A 23,174-nucleotide genomic window follows, 5' to 3' on the forward strand; every position below is an offset into this window, starting at 1 on the left:
AACTGACACCGCCCGGGTGGTTCCTATCCACCGCGAAACCGGTACGCTAACCGGTGTGACTCGACGTTTCCAATCTCAGTTTGTTCCGGCCTCCACTGCTTTACGACGTGCAGGAGACACCACCTCCTCGTGGTTCCGTCGACCTAGCCGCAGCGACCAGCCTGGTCACACCAAGCATGGCCTGCTGGCGAGGGTCGGCACCGCTGTTGTTGCCGCTACCACTGTGGTGTCATTGGCCGCGTGCTCGTCGGAAAGCTCGGTGGAAACGCAACCCGTGGACGTTGCACAACCCAAGGTCGAATTGACCAGTGCTGGTAGCGGTGAGCTGGCGAGCGTGCGCTGGAAGGACGACGGTGCAGAGCAGGAGTCGACCGTGGCGGTGACGCAGGGCTTCGCGCAGCGTGGCGGAAACGCCGATAGCGACCAGACCTTCCCGGACACCCGCCTGGAAATCCCCCTGACTAGTACTGTTACCAGCGATGACGATACTCGTGTGGTGACGTCAGAGGTGGGTAAACCCCACGGCTCCAACGATGAGCTGAATGAGGATATCGCGACCGCGCAGGGCTTCATCTCTGATTGGTCAACAACGGCCACTGGTGAGGTCAAGGAACTCAAACTGGGAGCGCCGGAGAAGGCGACCGACACCGCTCGCGCTGGCGTGGAGATGGCGCTGCAGCAGCTGCATTCCGTACCTATCGTCTTCCCCTCCGAGGACATCGGAAAGGATGCGACCTGGACGGTCGAAAGCGAGGTCGAAGGCCAGACCACGATGACGCAGAAAGTGACCTATACCCTGCTCAGCCGTGCGGGCGACATTGTTAATTTGAAGGTCGATGTCAAGCAGGTTCCGACAGTCACCGAGTTGGACACTGGCGGCGAGGGTGCACTGAAGGTTGTCGAGGCCACGACTGACATGCTTGCCGACCGCGTCACCATCGACCTGACTAAGCCGCTTCCGATGAAGGGCAACATCGACTTTGTGACCTCCGTGACCTACGGCGACGGCAACTCCGATGTGCGCATCACTCAGCAGACGCACCGCGGGCTGGAGTTTAAGGACGGCGACGGCTCGAGGAAGTAGCCCAGAAGAATAGCTCGGGCACTGCAAGGTTAGAAGACGAGAAAGTGTCTAGGTTTATGTCACTTTTCTGCCCAAAAAATGGGCGGAACTGTCATAAACCTAGACACTTTCTTTTGTGTGGCCAGTGCACCCGACCGGACTAGGCTGTGATGCCTGGCCCGACGGCACCTAAGCCGGTGGAGGCGCGTCCTCCGCCGGAGCCGGAGCCGGCGGCGGCGGTGGCGGCGGTGGCGGAGCCTCTTCAGCCGGTGGTTCAGGTGCGGGAGGCGGCGGAGGCGGCACTTCCTCGACCGGCGCTTCGGGCTCCGCAGCCGGAGCTGGCTCCTCGACCGGTGCTGGAGCCTCTTCAACCGGAGCCTCTTCAACCGGAGCCTCTTCAACCGGGGTTTCTTCCTCTTCTGGATCAGGCGGCGGCGGAGGAGTCTCGCCGGGCGCGAGGCAGAACCCAGGCTTGTGCTCCGGATCAAGCGTCGATGCCAGGTTGCAGGCCCATTCCTTGCTCAGCATCCAACGGCCATCCCGGTGGATAAAGTCCACCTGCTCCACGAGCATCGGATCTTCCTCCGGACGCAGGATATTGACACCGGCTACGGCCTGCTTAGTAGTAAATCCAGGCGTGACCGGGTCAATGACATCAAAGCTGATTTCCTGCTCATTGGCACTGTGAGTGACAATGTCGAAGAAATCGCCGGCAGTATCGCCGTCCTCGATGGTCAGCGCCTTTTCCTCGATAGGTAGATTGGGGTTGATGAGGCGTGCGAGAACGTCGTTAAGCTCTGCACGCGTCGGCAGCATGATGACGGGTTCCGCCGAGCTGGATGTCTTCGATTCAGTCGTCGGCGCTGCAGTATTGCCACCACCGCAGGCAGCGAGCCCAAGTGCGCTGACCGAGACCATCGCCGCTACTGTCACACCACGCGCTGTGCGCCAACGCATTCCGCTAACGCGCTGGTTGCAGGGGACTTTCATATGTGCACTACTCCAATAAAATCTGCATGAAGATTCGCTGGCTTCACGCCTTCCATAATCCTACACAAGGCCAAAACATCGCCTAGGTAAGATGGTGGACATGTCGACTCAGGATCATTCCCCGGCTAGCTCGGCCTCGTCTACCCCGGCCTCCCCTCGCCGAATCGTTGTCATCACCACCGGCGGCACCATCGCCTGCACCACGAATCGCAATGGTGCGCTAACCCCGACCATCTCGGGCGCGGAGCTCGTCGCGGCGGTCGCGCAGCGTTATCCAGAGGGCATGTTAGAGCTGGAAGTTCGTGAGCTCGGCATGTTGGACTCGTCGAGTCTCACACTCAACGATGTCGATCGTATTCTCGCCACTATTCACGAAGTGCTTGACGACGACTCCGTGGACGGTGTCGTCGTAGCTCATGGCACGGACACGATGGAAGAAACGGCCATGGCTGCCGATATTTTCCATGCGGACTCGCGTCCGGTTGTCTTTACTGGTGCACAGCTTCCCTATGATCATCCGGAAACCGACGGACCCGGGAACCTCTTTGAGGCCGTGACCATTGCTTCCGATGCCTCTGCGCAGGGAATTGGCGTTCTTATTGTCTTTGGCCACGCAGTCTTGCCGGTGCGAGGTGCGACAAAATGGCACACAACCGATCCTTTGGCTTTTGCCACTAATGCCCCGGAGGAGCCGGTTCGTCCAGATCCGCTGCCGCTGGCCGCCTTGGCGGGCTCGAAGGTAGAGATTATCCCCGCCTACTTAGGTGCAGATGGTTCACAGCTGGATTCGGCCGTCGCCGCCGGTGCACGCGGCATTGTCGTAGAAGGCCTGGGATCGGGCAATGTCTCCGATGAGTTTGCCGCCGCCATTGACCGGGCCATTGCCGCTGATGTGACCGTCGTGATGGCGACGCGCGTCCCGCGTGGCGATGTCCACGCCGCCTACGGTGGCGCCGGTGGCGGTGCGACGCTGGCTCGGCACGGTGTGATTAGCGCTGGTTGCGTGCATGCACCGCAGGCGCGCATCATTCTCGCTGCCGCGCTGGCCGCGAATGTGCATCCGCAGACGCTGTTCTAATTCACGCCTCGATGATGCGGATGATTTTCGCCGGATTTCCAGCCACGACTACGCCCGCGGGAACGTCCTTTGTCACCACCGCACCCGCGGCGACCACGGAATCGTCGCCGACATAAACACCGCCCAGGATGATGGCTCCACCACCGATCCAAGCATTGCGCCCGATGATGATTTCATCACCGGACTCTAGATAAGCGGCGCGGGCCTCAGCTCCCAGTGGGTGTACTGGTGGAAGCAGCTGCACATTGGGCCCGAGCTGCGCGTAGTCGCAGATTGTCACCTTCACCACGTCAAGTGCGGTGAGCCCAAAGTTGATGAAAACGTTGTCGCCGATGTGGATGTTATCGCCGTAGTCCAGGTAGATCGGCGGGCGGACGGTGCTGTCCTCTCCGAAAGACCCCAGTGCCGGTGCCAGCACTTGCTGTGCTGCCTGCTGGTCTTCGCGGAATGCGACTTCAAATTCAGCGGCCACCTGGCCAATTCGCGCGTTCAGAGCCTGCGATTCCGGATGATCGGCGATATACCACTGACCGTTCAGCATGCGCTGGCGGTTATCCAGACCGTCGTCGGGAAGTGTGGTCGTCGGATTCGGATCTCGATCGGTGTTGCGCAACGAGGCGCGGCGAGCTGCCTCGAGCTCTGCAATGCGGGATTCGGTAGTCATAGTGCCCCAGTTTACGGACAGCCCATAAACAGAGAGCCGCCAACGGCACCGAGGATAACGGCCACGTCAGGCAGCCGCATCAAGCATCCGCATCGGGGCCAACCTCATCTTCACTTTCACGCTCAGGTTGCGGCAAGTCAAGAGCTGCTTCTTTGTCGGAAGCCAGCCACTCTGGCCAGTCCAAACTGCACACCGCAGAGCACGGGCGCAGCTCCGGGTCGTCCTCCTTCAGCGTGATCATGCGCCCGGGGCCACTGGTGCGGCTTTCAAAACGGACAGTCACAATCCCGTGCCCCGACCCCTGTACCCAACCATGTCCATACTCGCTGTGGTGTACGTCCGAGGTGGGTGCCCACTTGGAGTCGGAAAGCCGAACAGTCGGCAACGCACCGGTTCCAGATAGCTCGACCAGGCCGGCGGGAGCGTCGGAAAGCGTAGGGGCCGGCACTCGATCTTCGACGGTGATAGCGCGGTCGAGCTCAGGAAACAGGACTTCCTGTATGTGCGAATCCAGCCCGGAGAAACCGACGCCCACCAGTCGCACTGGGCCAACCTCCGCGGGTGTGAACGCGATTCGGTGAGCGACAGCCATGAGAGTGTCGAAGTCCTGTGTGGCGTAGGCGAGCGTCTCAGATCGGGTATGGATGCTCAGGTCGGACAGACGCACCTTGCAAGTGATAGTGCGCGCACCACGGCCATCTTTTTTGAGCCGTCGAAAAGCGGACTCACCTGCGCGATCGACGGCGGCGTGGAGCTGTGCCTGCGACTCTAAATCCTCGGGATAGGTGTACTCAGCCGACACGGACTTGGCGACATCGCGCTCCTTGACCGGCCGGTCATCCCTTCCCTGCGCCAGTTGCCACAGCATTACACCGGTCTTGGAGGTCAGCGATACCTCGACATCGCGCTGGGACATGGCGGCGAAATCGCCGATTGTCTCCACGCCCATCGTGTGCAGCTTCGCAGCGGTGACAGGGCCAATGCCCCAGAGCTTCTCTACCGGCAGCGGGTGCAACAGTTCGTGATTGCGTGCGGGATCCAGCACATACACGCCGTCGGGTTTCGCCAGGCCGGACGCAATTTTCGCGTACTGCTTGCCCGCACCCGCGCCTATCGACGAGGCCAAACCGGTCTCCCGCCGAATATCTGCCCGCAGTTGCTCCGCCCAGGCAATGACCTGCTCCTTCGAGGCTCCCTGAAGCTCTTCGGGTTCCATGAAAGCCTCGTCGACACTGAGCTGCTCGACCACGGGCACGCGCTCGCGGATTACAGAGAACACGCGGCGCGACACCGGCCCGTAGATGCCCTTGCGCGCGCTGACCGTCACTGCGTTCGGTGGCATGAGCCGACGTGCGCGGGCCATCGGCATAGCCGAGTGCGCGCCGTACGCGCGGGCCTCATAGGAGGCACCGGCGACCACACCTCGACCACCCAGTCCGCCGACGAGAACTGGCCGCCCGCGCAGAGTCGGGCGGGTGAGCTGCTCGACGGACGCGAAGAACGCGTCCATGTCGATGTGCAGGACCCACCGCCCGGAAGTCGGCATTGAGATTACTCTCCCCTACTGCTTGGCAATATCCGCCGAGCAGCCGTCCGCCACGTCGTAGCTCAGTGGCTCTCCGCCAGCGACGACGTCGAAGGCGGTTGCGAGAACCTCGCGGGCGATGAGGTCAGCGTGGCGGTTGGCCCATTCCTCACGCTCGGACGGGACCTGCAGCTTCACCGAGATACGGTCGGTGACCTCGAGGCCAGCGTTCTTGCGGGCGTCCTGGAGACCGCGGATACGGTCAGCAGCCCAGCCACGGGACTCCAGGTCCTCGTCGAGCTCGGTGTCAAGCACGACCAGGCCATTGACGCCGTCGACCTCAGCGGTGGAATCCGGCGAGATCGCGACCAGATTGCGGGTGTACTCGCCCTCCTGCAGCGGAATACCATCGGCGACAACGGCGCCGTCGACAACCTCGTAGTTGCCGGACTTCACAGCCTTAATGACCTTCTGAACGTCCTTACCCAGGCGCGGTCCGGCAACGCGGGCGTTGACGGAGACCTCGAAACGTCCCACCGAGTCCACGTCGGAGGTGAACTCCACCTTGTCGACGTTGACCTCAGAGGAAACGATGTCGGCGTAATCACGCAGACGTTCGGCATCCGGGAATGCCAGGGTTAGCTTCTTCAGCGGCAGGCGGTTACGCAGCTGGTTGGCCTTGCGGATGCGCGATGTTGCCGAGCAGACATTGCGGACAATGTCCATGGACTCAACGAGTTCGTCATCGGTCGGCAGCTTGTCGACGTCCGGCCAATCCTCCAGGTGCACCGAGCGGCCGCCAGTGAGCGAGCGCCAGATGACCTCGGTGGCCATCGGCAACAGCGGAGCAGCCACGCGGGTGAGAACCTCCAGCACCGTGTACAGGGTGTTGAACGCCTCTGGGTGCTTGACATCGCCGGCCCAGAAGCGGTCGCGGGAGCGGCGCACGTACCAGTTGGTCAGTGCGTCACAGAACTGCCGGACCTCATCGGTGGCAGCAGCAATGTCGGTGTTGTCCAGGCACTCAGTGACAGCACGGACAGTTGCTGCAAGCTTGGCCAGGATGTACTTGTCCAGGATGTTGTCGGAGTCCACCGACCACTCGGCCGGCTTGGAAGCGTAGAGCTGCAGGAAGGAGTATGCGTTCCACATCGGCAGCAGCGCCTGGCGCACGCCCTCGCGAATGCCCTGCTCGGTGACAATCAGATTGCCGCCGCGCAGAATCGGGCTGGACATGAGGAACCAGCGCATGGCGTCGGAGCCGTCGCGGTCGAAGACCTCGTTGACATCCGGGTAGTTGCGCTTGGACTTACTCATCTTGTTGCCGTCATCACCCAGCACGATGCCGTGGGCGACGACCTTCTTGAACGCCGGGCGGTCAAACAGTGCCACCGACAGGACGTGAAGCAGGTAGAACCAGCCGCGGGACTGGCCGATGTACTCCACAATGAAGTCGGCCGGTGCGTGGGACTCGAACCACTTCTTGTTCTCGAACGGGTAGTGGAACTGCGCAAACGGCATGGAACCGGAGTCGAACCAGACATCCAGGACATCCGGGACGCGACGCATCATGGACTTGCCGGTCGGGTCATCCGGGTTCGGGCGCACCAGCTCGTCAATCTCCGGGCGGTGCAGTGTGGTCGGGCGAACGCCGAAGTCCGCCTCCAGCTCATCGAGGGAACCGTAGACGTCGACACGCGGGTACTCGTCGTTGTCGGAAACCCACACCGGAATAGGCGAACCCCAGTAGCGGGTACGGGAGATATTCCAGTCACGTGCACCCTCGAGCCACTTGCCGAACTGACCGTCGCGGACGTGCTCCGGCATCCACTCAATCTCGTTGTGGTTGAGCTCCACCATGCGCTCGCGGATCTTGGTAACGGACACGAACCAGCTTGGCAGTGCCATGTAGATCAGCGGCTCGCCCGAACGCCAGGAGTGCGGGTAGGAGTGCTCGATGGTGCGGTGCTGGACGACGCGGCCAGCGGCCTTCAGGTCACGGATGATGTCCTTGTTGGCGTCGAAGACCAACTTGCCCTGGTACTCCGGCACCTGGGAAGTGAACTTACCGTCCATGTCCACCGGAATGATGACATCGATGCCATATTCATTACAGGTGTTCATATCGTCTTCACCGAATGCCGGTGCCTGGTGGACCACACCAGTACCGTCCTCGGTGGTGACATAGTCGGCCACCATAATCTGGAAGGCGTTCGGGTGATCTGCGAAGTACTCGAAGATCGGCTGGTAGGTCAGACCTTCCAGGTCAGCACCAGCGAACGTAGCCACGACCTCGTGTTCCTTGCCCAATTCCTTGGCGTAGGCACCAATCAGTGCTTCTGCCAGCAGGAAGGTCTTACCTGCAAACTCCGGCACGGAGGAATCCTCGCCGACCTTAACTACGGCATAGGTGACCTTCGGGTTCACGGCCAGGCCAAGGTTGGACGGCAGCGTCCACGGCGTGGTGGTCCAAGCGATAGCTGCAGTGTCAGCGAGCACCGGATTGTCCGCCAGCGTCTTCTCCGCTGCAGAGCCAGCCTTGGCGCCGGTGAACGGGAAGGTCACGGTCAGGGTCGGGTCCTGCCGCATCTTGTAGGAGTCATCCAGGCGAGTCTCCTGGTTGGACAGCGGGGTGTGCTCTGCCCAGGAGTACGGCAGCACGCGGAACCCCTGATATACCAGGCCCTTGTTATAGAGCTCCTTGAAGGCCCAGATCACGGACTCCATGTAACTCATGTCCATGGTCTTGTATCCGCCGTCAAAATCAACCCAACGAGCTTGACGAGTGACATATTCCTTCCACTCGCCCGCATACCGCAGCACCGACTCGGCGCAGTACTTGTTGAAGTTAGCCAGACCCATTTCCTCGATCTGACCCTTGTCCTTAATACCGAGCTGCTTCTCTGCCTCCAGCTCAGCCGGCAGACCATGGCAGTCCCAGCCAAAGACACGGCCAACCTGGTAGCCACGCATGGTCTTGTAACGCGGAACGATGTCCTTAACGTAACCGGTCAGCAGGTGACCGTAGTGCGGTAGACCGTTGGCGAACGGAGGGCCGTCATAAAAGACGTATTCGTCAGCACCATCACGCTGATCGATAGAGGCCTGGAAAGTGCTGTCCTTACCCCAGTAGTCCAGGACCTTTTCTTCCAGTTCCGGGAACTTCGGGCTCGAGGTGTACTTACCAAAGTCAGCAGTGCGCGGATATGCGCCACCTGCCGGAGTGGCCTCAGCAGAGGCATTTACATCGTTCGAATTAGACACCGTTTTTACGTCGCTTCCGTGGTCGAACATCATTAATACTCACCACGGGGACGCGTGCCTAGCCCCTTCGGCGTTGTTACTGGTGACGCTGAAAAGGAGTCTCGCGCGGTACCACCCCGCTTGGCATCACGCTTTACGACGGTTCTTGCGACCAAGAACCATGCGGTTTCACGCGATAGCCCGCTTATTTGATAAGGCTTTGTAACGGTGCCAAACCGTTCGGTTCTACTGGGCCCATTTTCTGCTGAACCGTTCTTCCGAAACGCTCCCCGGTGATGGCCGGCTCATTGCGCGTATGGGTGTCAGTATAGCAGTCTCTCAGGCAACTACTACAACCCTGACCGGAACAAAGAATGCGCTTGGTTCGCAGGGAACGATAACAGAAAACCACCGCACTCTGCCTCCCCTCCCTGGGGAGCCGAGCGTGGTGATTTTCTACGTGCTGGCTACGTAATTAGTTGTTGTAGCCGTCGGCCGGGGCAGCCGACTCGCGAGAGTTCAGGTCGTCCAGCTGGGACTCCAGGAAGGTCTTCAGGCGGGTGCGGTACTCGCGCTCGAAGATGTGCAGCTCCTCGATGCGACCCTCCAGAGCGGTCTGCTGCTCCTTGACGGTGGTCATGATCTCGTGGTGCTTGCGCTCTGCATCATCCTGCAGCGCGGTTGCCTTCTGCTGCGCTGCGGTGATGGTGGCGTTAGAGCGAGCGTCTGCGTCGCTGATCATCTGCTCGCTGCGCTGGCGAGCGTCAGTGAGGGTCGACTCAGACTCGTTGCGGGCATCAGCCAGCAGCTGCTCACTGCGCTCCTTGGCATCAGCCAAAGTTGCGTCTGCCTCATTGCGAGCGTTGGTGATAGTGCGCTCGGCCTCTTCATTGGCCTCTGCCACGGTGCGGTCAGCGTTCTCACGAGCCTCGGTGACAAGCTTGTTGGCCTCAGCGTAGGCGTCAGTGGTGACGCGATCAGCGGTGTCCTGAGCAGCCTGCAGGATACGAGCAGCGCGGAGGCTAACTTCCTGCGACTCAGTGCCGGTGCTTGCTGCAACTGCCTGCGGCTGCTCCGCAGATGCGGAGGAAGCCTGCTGTGCAGAAGCCTCTGCCTCAGAAGCACGCTTCTCGAGAGCATCCAGACGATCCTGGTAGTGAGCCTCAATCTCCTGCTGCTGAGCGCTCAGGCGCTCGTTGTACTCAGCGCGCAGTTCCTGCTCAATTTCCTTGCGCAGCTTGTCCTCATCGACAGCCGGTGTCGCAGCGGCAGCACCGGAAGCGGCATAGTCTGCGCCGCCACCCTGCTCTAGCTGACCTTCAAGGTCTTCAACGCGCTGGCGCAGCTCAGCGTTTTCATCCTGGAGCTCACCCAGTGCGTCCTCCACGAGGTCGAGGAACTGATCGACCTCGTCCTCGTTGTAACCACGCTTGCCAATCGGAGGCTTGCTGAAAGCCACATTATGCACATCAGCCGGAGTCAACGGCATGGTGAGTTCCCCTAACACTTTGAGCGGACAGTTCTTAAGAAATCTTAAGAGAATTATTTCCAGTAGTACTGTTTACCCGGCCAATCCTACCTGCTCTAGTCACAGTCCTCACCCCATTTATTTTGGGCAGGACTCTATCCCCCACGTTCTAACCAGTGGCAAAGTTCTAGTAAAACATTAAACCTCGCCCTTACCCTGCACCTTTAGCCACAGAACTTTACCCCCGACACAACAAAAACCCGTTGGGGATTACATTCCCCAACGGGTTCCTATTATTGCCCCCGATTAACACCCCCGGCAGCAATTCAATGCCCGAGAACATCACATTCGGGACAGCCAAAACAACACAGCTCCACCGAAATCCACATTGTGGACCCCAAGCAAACAGTTAGCGATATTTACGCCACCGCGCCGAGAGCTACCTGCAGCACCATTCGCAGAATCATAAGGATGAAGAACAAAACAAGCACAGACATGTCCACCATCACGTTGCCCATCGGCATAGGCGGGATGAGTCGGCGTAACAGCTTCACCGGCGGGTCGGTGATGACAAAGACAATTTCGCCAATCGACGAAAACACCCTGCCTGGTCGCCAGGAGCGAGAAAATGACTGAATCATTTCAATCACGATGCGAGCCAACAGCAGATAGGTGAAAAGCTTCAGCAGGATTAGCAGAACTAGCAGTAGTGAAGACACGAATAAACAGTCTAGCTAATTAATCGAAATACGAAACACTAACAAGTCATGCGAGCCGGCTGACTAGCCGGACATCCGGTCGAACTGTCCCTCGTTGACATCGCAGCCGTGCGGGTACAGGGTAAACACGGAGCCGTCAGCCTTGATCCGGCCGCGCAGACCGAAAACCAGTCCAGCAACGAAGTCGACGTAGCGCTTAGCCTCAGATGGGTCGAGCCCACTCAGATCGAAGGTGACGATGTCACCGTCGCGGAAGTGTGAACCGATGTCCGGAGCCTTGGAGTACTTGTCCTGGAAACCACTTTCCGGCTTGATAAAGACCTGCTCTGGTTCCTTGGTCTCAGCAACGGAGTGCAGGTTGCCGTAGCGGTAGTCCTCCTCGCGGGAGTTCACACTTGCAGCCTCACGTGGAGCCTCTTCGCGCAGCTCGTAGCGGTGGCGCTCCGCACGACGCGAGTCGGCATAGGAGTCATCAAAACGCTCCTCGTCACGGCGGTCAAACTCGTCGTAGTGCTCGTCGTAAGCCGCGTCATCAGTCGGGGTAAGACCGAAGAAATTTGAAACCCCACGGAAGAAATCAGCCATCTTCTGCTACGTCCTTCTTAGTGTGCGAATTTAAGTCTGTGCTACCCACAACCTACCGGCTGGGTCAGCAATATCGCATAGACACGCGCAAATTTGGCGAGCCAAAATTACAACTTTGAAACTTAGTCCTGCTCAGACAGGATCACGATGCCCGCCTGACGGCCAGTTTTTCCCTCCCGCCGGTAAGAAAAGTACTGCTCATTGTCAATAGTGCAGCTGGGCTCGACGTTGACATGCCGCACGCCGAGGTCATAGAGCTGACGCAACAGGCCGGCGCGCACGTCGACACCGGCAGTCCCCTGCTTCGTCCGCGTCTTCGCTCCGGGCAAGTGCTTATCGACATCATCGGCCATCGACTCAGGCACCTCGTAATTGTGACCAGAAGCCGCTGCACCGAGAAGCGCATGGATATTCTCGGGCGTGGCACCGAGCTCAATCATCTTTTCGACAGATTTACGAACGATTCCGTTGCGGGCACCAGTCCGCCCCGCGTGTACCGCAGCGGCGACACCCGCATGATCGTCGGAAAGCAAGACGGGAACGCAATCGGCAACGAGCACTACCAGCGCGAGACCCGGCGTGGTCGTGACGATGGCATCGGTAGCCGGGACAGGCTCAGTTTGTGGTTCGTTAACGACGGTGACCGTGTTGGTGTGAAGCTGCTCCATGTAGACGAAGCGGGCGCGGTCGATTCCCAGAGAATCGGCCAACCGCTGGCGGTTGCGTTCGACTGCGGACGGGTCATCGCCGACATGATCTCCAAGATTGAAGGAATCATATGGTGGCAGCGAAAACCCGCCGCGCCGATTCGTCAGAATTTTTCGGCTGCGGCGGGATTCAGTCATGATTTCTTAGAAGCCCCACTCCGGCAGGTCACTGGAGGCCTGGTAGCCACCACGACGATCATCGCGGTCATCGCGATCCTCGTCACGGTGAGCACCACGGTAGTTGCGGTTTTCCTGCGTACGCGGTGTCGGGTTGTCGGTGAACAGACCACCGCTGTTCGGGTTCGTGCGCGGGACAAAGCGGTCGCGGTCCTCACGCTCGCGCGGCTGTGCGACCGGGCGCTCTTCCTCCGAACGTGGAGCCGGAGCGCCGAGATTGTCACCGCCCGGCAGTGCGCTGCCCTGGCGCGGCGCCTGCTCAGCAGCCGAACGTGCCTCGGCATCCTGTGCAGCCGGACGTGCAGCGGCACCTGCAGCTGGCTTATCCAGCGGGTTGCCATTACCCTGCTCAAAACCGGTAGCAATCACAGTGACACGAACTTCGTCACCGAGGTTGTCGTCGATAATGGTACCGAAGATGATGTTGGCATCCGGGTCAGCCTTTTCCTCCACGATGGACGCGGCAGCGTTGACCTCCATCAGGCCGAGGTCGGAGCCGCCGGCGACGGAAATAAGCACACCCTGTGCACCATCCATGGTGGACTCCAGCAGCGGGGAGTTAATGGCCTGAGTAGCGGCGTTCATCACACGGTCGTCGCCGCGTGCGGAACCAACGCCCATCAGAGCCGAGCCAGCCTCCGCCATTACCGAGCGGACGTCGGCGAAGTCGACGTTAATCATGCCCGGAATGGTAATCAGGTCAGTAATACCCTGGACACCGTTGTAAAGAATCTCGTCGGCAAAGCGGAACGCGTCCATCATGGACAGATCCTGCTCACCAATCTGCAGCAGACGCTGGTTCGGAATGGTGATAAGGGTGTCACAGACCTCCTTGAGGGTTTCAATGCCCTCAGCGGCCTGGCGCGCACGGCGCTTGCCCTCGAAGTCGAACGGCTTGGTTACTACGCCGACGGTCAGGGCGCCGGACTTCTTGGCGATGCTCGCGACAACCGGAGCTGCACCAGTACCGGTGCCACCGCCCTCACCTGCGGTAACGAAGACCATATCGGCGCCCTTGAGGGTCTCTTCAATCTCATCCTTGTGGTCTTCCGCAGAAGTGCGGCCAACCTCGGGGTTAGCGCCAGCTCCCAGACCACGAGTTGCCTCACGCCCGATGTCGAGCTTGACATCAGCGTCGGAGAACATCAGGGCCTGCGAGTCGGTGTTGACTGCGATAAATTCGACACCCTTCAGCCCCTCCTCGATCATGCGATTGACAGCATTGACGCCACCGCCGCCGACACCGACGACTTTGATAACGGCGAGGTAGTTATTCGGGGAGGTCATTGCGCGTTTCTCGCCCTTTCCTATAGGTCCTAAATAATTTCATCTAGCCACGTTGCACATGGGCCGCACGACAGCATTGGCACCGCCGGGCAGTACAGCTCTCCATGACACCGCACGGAAGAAGTGCATCATGGCCGAAAAGCTGTTGACCCCATTGTGGTCGAAAACTGCAAATAATTCAGCGACCTTTTAGCGCGTGTCGCTACCTTAAACCTGCACTTGAGGGATAGTGTTTAGCCACAGAAATCACTCCAGACACCACCATTCTCTACTCTCCCTTTGCAGCGGGTAGTCGGGGGTTGGAGACATTCCAAATCTTCTCGCCACGGTTCAGGACAATCTCCGTCGCACGCGCTTTTTCTGCCGCATTATCCGAGGACCCGAAGTACACCTCGTATCCATCGGTCAGAAATAGCTTGATTTCTGCCTCGGAAGGCGCGCTAATCCGCTCCACACGGTGTGCGACGGGCTCCGGCAACGCCTTGACGACGTTCAAAACCGCCTTGATAACGCGCGGTTCGGGGTCAACTTTGCCGTCTGTTGGCTCATCCACGCGAGGTGCATCAACAACTTCGATGACACCCGGAGGCGGGGCCGCCGTGACGAACTCCTGCCCATTTGCGGAAAACAGATGCTCTCCGTCAGTGGCACGGACAAACACCACCGGGGTGAATTCCCGTACCGAAATAGTCACGCTCTGCGGCCATGAACGACTGACGGTCACGCTATCGACCCACGGCTGCCCCGCCACGGAGCGCGCTGAGGCATCCGTGTCCAAGCGAATGAGCTTTTGATTCTCGGAGATACCACTGGCCTCGACAATTGCGTCTTTATCCCCGTGGACGACGCCTTCAACATCGATGTTTTTCACAACCAGCCACGGCGAAAACCACACCACCGCTGCAACAATGGCGATAATCGCGACCAGGCCACCGCCGATGAGCCAGCCGCGTCGCGGGGCGCGCGCTGAACGCTGTCGCCGCGACACGGCTGTGCCCTGGTCTGCACCGTCGGTCTGCTGAGATTGCTTTCGGCTGGTTTTCACAGTGCTACGACTCCACCTGTTCGTCGTTGTCTCCGCTGAGCTCGCGCACGATTTCGTCGGCAAGCATAGTCACAGAGCCAGCGCCGATGGTCAAGATGACATCGTGCGGTTCGGCGATTTCGCGGACGCGAGCCGGGACACTTGCGAAATGCGGCTCATACGTCACAGGGATGGTCATTTTGTTGGCAACGAGCGCACCGTCGACGCCCGGCAGTGGCTCCTCGCGGGCACCGAAGACGTCGAGTAAAACGGCCTCGTCCGCCAGCGACAGGGCGGCAGCGAACTCGTCGGCAAAGTTGCGAGTACGCGAGTACAAGTGAGGCTGGAAAACAGCGATGACATTGCCACGACCGGCCTCGGTGACCAATTCCCGAGCTGCGCCGAGAACTGCGGAGACCTCGGTCGGGTGATGCGCGTAGTCGTCGTAGATACGAGCACCAACAAATGGCCCCTCGCCGATAGTGCCGTGGTAGTCGAAGCGACGACGGACACCGGTGAATTCACCAAGACCGCGTGCCATACGCCCCAAATCTGCCCCGACGCAGTCGCCACCAACCATTGCGGCCAGCGCGTTGAGCGCCATGTGACGGCCGGGCTGATGCAGTTCAAACCTCACCGATGTCGAACCAACGGTGGCCTCCACGCGGGCGCCACCACCGACGGGAGTCCAGCCGTGCAAAACGGCACCGACCGGCAGCGTCGGGTGTTCAGCCAAGGCTTCTTCCCCACCATAAGCCAGCACGTTAATGCCGCGTTCCACCGCGCGCTCGCCCAATGCGGCCGCATGCGGATCCTCAGCACAGACGACCAGATGACCGCCATCTTTAATGCGCTCTGCAAAAGCGTCAAAGACGGCGTAGTAGGTCTCGTCGTCCCCGAAAAAGTCCAGGTGATCGGGCTCGATGTTGGTAATTACGGCCACTTGCGGCTGGTAAGTCAACAACGAGGCATCCGACTCATCGGCCTCAGCAACAAAGACGTCACCGCTGCCCTGGTGAGCATTGACACCGGCCTTGCTCATTAGACCGCCAACAGCAAAAGACGGATCCAAACCGGCTGCCTGCAAAGCGGCGACGGTCATCGACGTAGTAGAGGTTTTGCCGTGAGTACCGGCAATCAGAAGAGCCCTGGAGTCCTGCATCAACAGCGCTAGCACATCGGAACGCTTGAGCACCGGAATGTCCAGCTCATGTGCACCGGCCAGCTCCGGATTCGTCTTCGGAATAGCTGCGAAGGAAATGACCACTGCCTCCGGCAGCTCTCCCTCACCGGCCAGCTCGAGATTCGCACGGTCATGGCCAATGGCGATGGTGGCTCCCATCGCACGCAGTCCCACCACCGCGCGGGACTCCTTGACATCGGAACCGGTAACACGAATGCCACGCGCCAACAGGATGCGAGCGATACCGGACATGCCGGCACCGCCAATGCCAATCATGTGGACACTTGCGGGCAGCTCTCCCGTTACCGGCTGAAAGCCATCGAAATTAACGTTCATGTTTATGCTCGCTTTACTTCTTAGAGTTCACAGCCGCAGACAGCACCCGACGGGCGATGTTCTCCGCAGCGTTACCATGTCCGATATTGGCCAGGGCGCGGCGCCCGTCGGCAAGCTTTTCAGGGGACGTGACCAGCGGAATTACGATATCCGAAACTGATGCCGCAGTCAGCGACTCGTCGGCGATGAGAATGCCGCCGCCAGCATCGATGACATCGGTGGCGTTGAGTGCCTGTTCCCCATTTCCGTGTGGCAGCGGTACATACACCGCAGGCAGGCCGACAGCTGAGACTTCAGCTACCGTCATCGCACCGGAACGGCACAAAATCAGGTCAGCGGCGGAGTACGCCAGATCCATCCGGTCGATGTACGGCACAGCGACATAGGGGGCGTCCTCGCGGATGGACTCGACCTCGACGTGATTCTTCTTTCCGTAGGCATGCAGTACGGATACACCGGCCTGGGCGAGCTCTGCGGCTGCACCGCTGACAGCTTCGTTGATGGAACGCGCCCCCTGCGAACCACCGGTGACAAAGAGCACCGGTCCCTCCTGCGGTAAACCGAAGAACTCGCGGGCTTCGGCACGCTTGGCGTCGCGGTCCAGCGCCGCGAGGCTGGCACGCACGGGATTGCCGACGACCTCGGCCTTCAGACCCGAACCGGTCACAGCGGCCAGGCCGACGCCACCGAGTGCGACACCGAGCTTATTGGCCAGACCCGCACGGGCGTTGGCCTCGTGAACCAGGAACGGAATCCTCTTCCCCGCACGACACGCCATGTAGGCAGGTGCCGATACGTAGCCGCCAAAACCGATGACCGCATCAGCGTCAATACGCTTGAAAACCTTGCGGGTCTCACGCACCGCACGAGCGACGTTGAGAGGCAGCTTGAACAAATCCGCAGTCGGCTTGCGCGGCACCGGCACTGGCGGAATTAGCTCCAAGTCATAGCCTCGCGCCGGTACGAGGGTCGACTCCAGCCCCCGATTCGTACCGAGTGCAATGACGCGGGCTTCCGGCTGCAGGTTCAAAATCGCATCCGCCACTGCCAGTGCGGGTTCGATATGGCCAGCCGTACCACCGCCGGCCACCACAATGGTCGGAGCAGAGCCATCTTCCTTGAGAAACTGCTCAGACTCCGAAGCGCCTTTCGCCCCAGCGGCTGCGCCCAGATTCTTGTCTGCCATGGTGTTATCGATTCCTCCTCCGCGGTGCTGAACCGCCATTCCTATTGTTTCGGCCCGGGCGCTGGCGCGAACGCGACTGTCCGCCACGGCCTTCGCCCCGAATCCTACTGCCCCGACCTGAGCTTGACGACGACCAGGAGCCCTGTGCCCGTCCAGCCCGCGGCGACCTCGCTGTAAATCCCCAAGCCCGTCCGTTGTCACTACGAGAGGAATAATCCACTTCGCGGCCACGAACGCTGCCCGAGTTTCCGGAGCTGCCGGAGGTTCGGGAGCGACGCTGCGAGGCGGCACCTCGACCACTGCGGCTGCCTCCACTACGGCCGGCCCGATTGGATCGGTCAGCTCGGCCGCTGTAGGTTTCCCGCACCTGCGCCCCCTCGCCGCGTGGAGTACGCGCTCCACTGGTCACCACGGGAGGGCCGAAGCGTTGCGGATCGCGATGGGCACGCACCTTCGGCGCGTGGCGACGCGATTCGTCATACGGAATCGGCTCCGGAATACCCAGGAACCTATCCAGCGCCGGACGGCCCGAAGTCTGCATTGCAGAGACTGCTTCCGATTCGTGGCGGGCACATGTGGCCAGCAGCCCCATCGAGAACAACGTCACCATCGCCGATGTACCACCGGCGGAAATCAGCGGCAGCTGCAGACCAGTCACTGGCAACGCACCAACGACGTAGCCAATGTTGATGAAGGCCTGCACCACGGTTGCAGCAGTAATCGTGCCCGCGAGCAAACGGAGAAACGGATCGTTCTGGCGACCGGCGATACGAAGTCCCACCCAGCCGAGCGCTGCATAGAGCAAAATAACCATCAGCGCGCCGAGGAAACCAGTCTCCTCACCGATAATGGCGAAAATGAAGTCATTCTTCGCCTCCGGTAGGTATCCCCACTTCGCGCTCGACTGACCGAGACCGACACCGGTGAGAGATCCGTCGGCAAGCGAAAGAAAGCCCTGGTAAGACTGGTAGGCATCGCCCTGCACGTCGTTGAAGTTACCGAGCAGCGAGTCCAAGTAGACCCTGATTCGCGCCGAACGGAAACCCGCGGTGACGGTGAAAATCACCATGGCAAAAGCCGCTGCAGCAAGAAGCCCGGTGATAAAGACTCGCGGCAGGCCAGCAAACCACGCCAACGCCACCACGACGAACGCCATAGAAGCAACCATGCCGAGGTCACGCTGTAGCATCACCAGTGCCAATATCACGAAGCTGACCACGCCAAACAGCCCAAATAAATCGGTGTAGGACACAGCAGTGCGGACCTTCTCAGCCAGTAGCTTCGAGCCCCACAATGCCAGCGCAATTTTCGCGATTTCTGATGGCTGCATGGTGATACCACCAATACTCAGCCACGAACGCGCACCGGTTTCCTCCAGGCCAATGCCGATGCCAGGGATAATCACCAAAACCAGAAGCACAAAGGACAGAATCAGCGCTGCCGTCGATAGCGAGCGAATCAGCTCCACCCGCATTCGCAACACGATCCACATGGAGATGAGACCCGCCACCACCATGACCAGCTGGCGGATAAACACCGACCACACGCTGCCCGAGTCGTTACCCGCACTGGCCATGGATGCCGACAGCACCATCACCAGGCCGATAGACGTCAGCAGTGCGACGATAATCATCAGCAGGTGGTAGTCGAACAGCGGGCGCGACTTCCAGTCGTTAAAACGCTCCACCCACGCCGGCCGCTCTCGAGCACTAGTGCTTGACGACGAGGGCTGTTGTGACTTGGTGGCCTTCGTCCCCTTTTGTGCTGTCGCGGCGCTAGCGCTTAAATTACGAGCCTTGCGGGAGTTATCCATCAGTTGATGTCACCTTCTGCGCCCATTGCGCGAACAAGTCGCCGCGTTCAGCCATACCGGAGTACATGTCCAAGCTGGCGGCAGCTGGTGCCAATAGCACCACGTCCCCCGGATTGGCATATTCACTAGCTGCCATACAGACCTTCGCCATGGCATCGACCTTGTCGGTGTCATCGATGACAACGACCGGCACAGCAGGTGCGATGCGGGAGAGCGCATCGCTGACTAGTTGCCTATCGACGCCCAGAACCACGGCGGCCTGCAGGCGATGAGCATGCTTTGCCACTAGCGGCGAGATTTCCGCGCCCTTGAGCTGGCCACCGACAATCCAAACAACACGTTCATGGCCGGACAGTGCCGCGTCGGCAGCGTGGGGATTGGTGGCCTTGGAGTCATCAATCCACACGACATCATTTGTCTTATGGACGATCTGACCGCGGTGTGCGCGGACTTCGAAAGTCTCCAGCGCCGCTGCAATTTGCTCCGGTGATGTACCGATACTGCGCGCCATCGCGGTGGCGGCCACCGCATCGAGAACACCTGCCCGGCCGGGAGGAGAAATTCCCGCTACCGGTGCGATGACAATGCCCGGCTCAGAGTCGTCATCTGCGGCATCGCCACCGCCAAAAGCGCGGTCGACAATCATGCCATCGCGAACTCCGACCTGGTGTGCCTCCGGGGGACCATCGGTGAAGCCCACGACGGAGTTGCCGAGCTCATCGTTTTTCAGCATCTTTTCCACGTGCTCGACGACATCGGCGTCATCCGCGCCGTAGATTGCGACAGCACCACGCAGCGCACGGGTCTTGTCCAGACCGTAGTTTTCGTAAGAACCGTGCCAGTCGATGTGGTCTTCCGCCAGGTTCAGCAGTACTCCCGCATCTGGGCGAATATTCGGCGCCCAGTGCAGTTGGAAGCTGGACAGCTCTGCGGCCAACACCTCGATACGAGGCTCAGCGGTCAGTGCATCGTACAGAGCCACGCCAATGTTGCCCACAGCAGCGCCCTGCTCCCCGAGCATGGCGGCCAGCATGGAGGTAGTTGTGGTCTTGCCATTAGTGCCGGTGACTACCAACCAGGTACGTTTCGGCCCCCACAGCTGGGCACAGTCACCAGCGAAAGCCAGCGCCACATCACCGAATACCGGGACACCGGCCTCAGCGGCAGCGTCGAACAGCGGACTGGTCGGACGCCACCCCGGGGAGGTCACAATCGCAACCGCGTCGGCAAGCTCGTCGCGAGCGTCTGCAGTCGTGACATGCCGAACCGAAAAGTCAGCGGCAACCAGTGCGCCGAGAGCGGAGTCGTCCACGACGACAACTTCCGGACAGCCGATGTCCTTGAGCATCGCAATGGCACCGCGACCGGAAACCCCGGCTCCTGCCACCAGAACTCGACCAGAGCGCACCGTAGCGACTAAGTCGAGGTTTCGGATATCGGTGAGGTTGGTCGGGTCTGGTGAGTTAATCATTGAAATACGCCTACCTGAGAGAGCCAGTCACTGTAGAAGATGGCTGCACCAATCATGTTGAAAATGCCTGCGAGTAGCCAGAAGCGAACGACAACAGTTGTCTCCGCCCAACCTCCGTTTTCGAAGTGGTGATGGAGAGGAGCCATGCGGAATACGCGCTTGCCAGTCGTCTGGAAAACCGCAATCTGGATTGCCACGGAAGCAACTTCCATCACGAAGATGAAGCCAATGATAACCATCAGCAGCTCAGTCTTGGTGACAAATGACAGACCCGCTACCAAACCGCCAAGAGCCAACGAACCGGTATCTCCCATGAAGATCTTTGCCGGCGCTGCATTCCACCACAGGAAGCCCAAGCAGGCGCCCAGACCCGCGACGGAAATAACGGCGATATCCAGTGGATCGCGGACGTCATAGCAGCCGCTACCCAGCGAAGCGTCGCAGGAGTTACGGAACTGCCAGAAGGAAATCAGCGTGTAGGTGGCCAGCAGCAGCGCGGTGGCACCAGCGGCCAGGCCGTCAAGGCCATCAGTGAGATTGACGGCATTTGTCCATGCAGCAATGACGATGAAGACAAATACCAGGAAGACAATCATGCCGAACCACACCGGCCCCGGAGCCAGATTCAGGAACGGAATATCTCGAATCAGCGACAAATTCGTCGTACCCGGAGTCAAGCCTGACGCATCCGGGAACTGCAGCAACAGCACGCCAAAAATCAACGCTGCCGCCAGCTGCCCCACTAGCTTCGCTGTCTTGTTCAACCCCAGGTTGCGGCCCTTATAGAGTTTGATGAAGTCATCGGCAAAACCCAATGCGCCCATCGCCAGAACCAGGAACATGACCAACAGACCGGAGGCGGACGGCCCCACGCCAGTCTGGATATAAGTGACGAGGTGAGAGAGGAAATAGCCAGCGACGATTGCGGCGATGATGGCGATGCCGCCCATGGTCGGAGTTCCCCGCTTGCGCAGGTGGCTCTTCGGCCCTTCTTCACGAATCTCCTGGCCAAGACCTTCAGCAGAGAATTTGCGAATAAGCACTGGTGTTAAAAAGACACTCACCAGGAATGCAATCGCACCACTGAGAATAAGTTGAATCACTTACTTTTCCTCTCCGCTTTCACTTTCGGGCGCAGTTCCAACCTTGGCAGCTAGCGAGTCCGCGACCCGCCACATACCGTCCGCGTAGGAGGCCTTGACTAACACAACATCGTTCGGACGCACCTCAGCCGCCACCAACTCCGCGGCAGCGGATGTATCCGGCACCCTAGAAGTATTTAACCCCAACTCTTCCGCTTTGTCGGCCAAGGCATGCACATTAGAACTCTCTCCGACTGCAATTAGTCGATCGATGCCGCGGCCCACAAGGTACTCGCCCAGTGACGAGTGCTCATTCTCAGCGGAATCGCCAAGCTCACCCATCTGTCCCAGCACCGCCCACGATGAGGCGTCCTGGTGCGTTGGGCCAGCTGCTGTACGAGCCAGAGCATCAATCCCCGCACGCATCGAATCAGGGTTGGCATTGTAGGAGTCGTTAATAACGACGATATTGCCAGTGAGCTGCTGGACATCCATGCGCCGCTCCGAGGCTGCCACATGCGCGGCCATCGCCTTTGCGACTTGCTCAGCATCAATACCGGACTCCACTGCCACCGCAATCGCCGCCAGGGCATTGGCCACTTGGTGCGCACCATAGACCTGCAGTTGGATCGGGAATGTACGCCCATCCGGTATATGCAGGTCGAAGGACGCACGAGCAAAATCGTCGAGCTGCACATTCGTGGCGCGGTAATCCGCGGTTGCGTGGCGTTCGGAGTTCTCATCGGCAGAGAAGAACACCACCTTCGCCTGGGTACGCGGAGCCATGCCAGTGACGTAGTCATCGTCGGCATTGAGTACGGCCACGCCGCCCTGCTCCGCAGCCGGCAGCGCTTCCACGAGCTCGCCCTTAGCCTGCGCGATTGCCTCGCGCGAGCCAAACTCGCCAAGGTGCGCCGTACCAACATTGAGCACCGCACCGATCGTCGGTGGTGCGATGCGCGCCAGGTGAGCCACATGCCCAATTCCGCGCGCGCTCATCTCCGCAACTAGGTACTTCGTCTCCGGAGCGCACTGCAGCACCGTGTACGGATGCCCAATTTCGTTGTTAAACGACCCCTTCGGAGCCACCGTCGGACCGTCGGTACGCAGCAGCGTCGCCATCATGTCCTTCGTCGACGTCTTTCCCGCCGAACCCGTCACACCGACGACATGCAGCTGATCCTTCTTCAGCTCGTCGACGACGTAACGCGCCAACTTACCAAGCGCTTCCAGCACCGCCGCCCCGGACCCATCCGGATCGTGTGCAAATGCGTCAGCATTGGAGTCCTGCTTACCAAGGGGCTTGACGACGACCGCAGGTTGCCCAACATCTCGTGCCGCCAGTGCCATCGTCGCTCCAGCGGCCACAGCCTGATCGATGAAGTCGTGGCCGTCGACCCGCGCGCCCGGCAGGGCGAGGAAGAGCGAGCCTTCGCGGATCTTTCGAGAGTCGAATTCTGCGGGTTGAGTCACTGTGGCGTCATCATCGACGTGGACGAGTTCACCTCCCACGATGTGAGCGATTTCCGCGGCGGTCAGGGCAATCATGATGTCTATAGTCCTTGTTGGTTAG

18 protein-coding genes are annotated in these 23,174 nt (G+C 60.0%); 2 read left to right on the top strand and 16 right to left on the bottom strand.

What is annotated here, in order from left to right:
• Positions 1-55: 55 nt before the first annotated feature.
• Positions 56-1,084 (top strand): hypothetical protein, encoded by a 1,029-nt coding sequence (locus HMPREF2847_RS02025; protein WP_246821906.1) that lies wholly within the window; start codon positions 56-58, stop codon positions 1,082-1,084.
• Between the two features lie 168 nt (positions 1,085-1,252).
• On the opposite strand, the gene HMPREF2847_RS02030 is transcribed toward HMPREF2847_RS02025, so the two are convergent.
• Positions 1,253-2,020: a WKL family lipoprotein gene (locus HMPREF2847_RS02030; RefSeq protein WP_246821907.1), complete on the bottom strand. Its 768-nt coding sequence runs from the start codon at positions 2,018-2,020 to the stop codon at positions 1,253-1,255.
• A gap of 124 nt (positions 2,021-2,144) precedes the next feature.
• Between HMPREF2847_RS02030 and HMPREF2847_RS02035 the strand changes: the two genes are divergently transcribed.
• Positions 2,145-3,131 (top strand): asparaginase, encoded by a 987-nt coding sequence (locus HMPREF2847_RS02035; RefSeq protein WP_070851358.1) that lies wholly within the window; start codon positions 2,145-2,147, stop codon positions 3,129-3,131.
• A gap of 1 nt (position 3,132) precedes the next feature.
• On the opposite strand, the gene HMPREF2847_RS02040 is transcribed toward HMPREF2847_RS02035, so the two are convergent.
• The 15 genes from HMPREF2847_RS02040 to murF form a co-directional block, all read right to left on the bottom strand.
• On the bottom strand, positions 3,133-3,795 hold the full coding sequence (locus HMPREF2847_RS02040; protein WP_083327297.1) for a DapH/DapD/GlmU-related protein: 663 nt from the start codon (positions 3,793-3,795) through the stop codon (positions 3,133-3,135).
• Positions 3,796-3,874: 79 nt separating this feature from the next.
• Entirely contained in the window at positions 3,875-5,341 is a 1,467-nt protein-coding gene (locus HMPREF2847_RS02045; protein WP_070851359.1) for a DNA polymerase IV, read from the bottom strand.
• Positions 5,342-5,356: 15 nt separating this feature from the next.
• Complete coding sequence (gene ileS, locus HMPREF2847_RS02050; protein WP_083327298.1) at positions 5,357-8,617, bottom strand: isoleucine--tRNA ligase; 3,261 nt, start codon at positions 8,615-8,617, stop codon at positions 5,357-5,359.
• Between the two features lie 421 nt (positions 8,618-9,038).
• Positions 9,039-10,052 carry a DivIVA domain-containing protein gene (locus tag HMPREF2847_RS02055; protein ID WP_049192954.1) on the bottom strand — a complete coding sequence of 338 codons (1,014 nt, stop codon included), beginning with the start codon at positions 10,050-10,052 and terminating at the stop codon, positions 9,039-9,041.
• Positions 10,053-10,450: 398 nt separating this feature from the next.
• On the bottom strand, positions 10,451-10,750 hold the full coding sequence (locus HMPREF2847_RS02060) for a YggT family protein (RefSeq protein ID WP_038625790.1): 300 nt from the start codon (positions 10,748-10,750) through the stop codon (positions 10,451-10,453).
• Between the two features lie 63 nt (positions 10,751-10,813).
• Positions 10,814-11,335, bottom strand: a complete 522-nt coding sequence (gene sepF / locus HMPREF2847_RS02065) for a cell division protein SepF (protein ID WP_070605634.1) — start codon at positions 11,333-11,335, stop codon at positions 10,814-10,816.
• Positions 11,336-11,457: 122 nt separating this feature from the next.
• On the bottom strand, positions 11,458-12,180 hold the full coding sequence (pgeF, locus tag HMPREF2847_RS02070) for a peptidoglycan editing factor PgeF (RefSeq protein WP_070851360.1): 723 nt from the start codon (positions 12,178-12,180) through the stop codon (positions 11,458-11,460).
• A 6-nt stretch (positions 12,181-12,186) separates the two neighbouring features.
• Positions 12,187-13,506, bottom strand: a complete 1,320-nt coding sequence (gene ftsZ / locus HMPREF2847_RS02075) for a cell division protein FtsZ (protein WP_048731171.1) — start codon at positions 13,504-13,506, stop codon at positions 12,187-12,189.
• Between the two features lie 268 nt (positions 13,507-13,774).
• Complete coding sequence (locus HMPREF2847_RS02080) at positions 13,775-14,551, bottom strand: cell division protein FtsQ/DivIB (RefSeq protein ID WP_070851361.1); 777 nt, start codon at positions 14,549-14,551, stop codon at positions 13,775-13,777.
• Between the two features lie 4 nt (positions 14,552-14,555).
• Entirely contained in the window at positions 14,556-16,049 is a 1,494-nt protein-coding gene (gene murC, locus HMPREF2847_RS02085) for a UDP-N-acetylmuramate--L-alanine ligase (RefSeq protein WP_070851362.1), read from the bottom strand.
• A 13-nt stretch (positions 16,050-16,062) separates the two neighbouring features.
• Positions 16,063-17,235, bottom strand: coding sequence for an undecaprenyldiphospho-muramoylpentapeptide beta-N-acetylglucosaminyltransferase (gene murG, locus HMPREF2847_RS02090; protein WP_048731177.1), 1,173 nt, complete (start codon positions 17,233-17,235; stop codon positions 16,063-16,065).
• A gap of 4 nt (positions 17,236-17,239) precedes the next feature.
• Positions 17,240-19,048 carry a putative lipid II flippase FtsW gene (gene ftsW / locus HMPREF2847_RS02095; RefSeq protein ID WP_070851363.1) on the bottom strand — a complete coding sequence of 603 codons (1,809 nt, stop codon included), beginning with the start codon at positions 19,046-19,048 and terminating at the stop codon, positions 17,240-17,242.
• Complete coding sequence (murD, locus tag HMPREF2847_RS02100; RefSeq protein WP_070851364.1) at positions 19,041-20,519, bottom strand: UDP-N-acetylmuramoyl-L-alanine--D-glutamate ligase; 1,479 nt, start codon at positions 20,517-20,519, stop codon at positions 19,041-19,043. Before murD ends, ftsW begins: the two co-directional genes overlap by 8 nt.
• On the bottom strand, positions 20,516-21,622 hold the full coding sequence (mraY, locus tag HMPREF2847_RS02105; protein WP_070432109.1) for a phospho-N-acetylmuramoyl-pentapeptide-transferase: 1,107 nt from the start codon (positions 21,620-21,622) through the stop codon (positions 20,516-20,518). Before mraY ends, murD begins: the two co-directional genes overlap by 4 nt.
• Positions 21,623-23,149 (bottom strand): UDP-N-acetylmuramoyl-tripeptide--D-alanyl-D-alanine ligase, encoded by a 1,527-nt coding sequence (gene murF, locus HMPREF2847_RS02110; protein WP_070851365.1) that lies wholly within the window; start codon positions 23,147-23,149, stop codon positions 21,623-21,625.
• Between the last annotated feature and the right edge of the window lie 25 nt (positions 23,150-23,174).

The sequence above is a fragment of the Corynebacterium sp. HMSC074C03 genome (genome assembly GCF_001838285.1).
Lineage (GTDB): Bacteria > Actinomycetota > Actinomycetes > Mycobacteriales > Mycobacteriaceae > Corynebacterium > Corynebacterium amycolatum.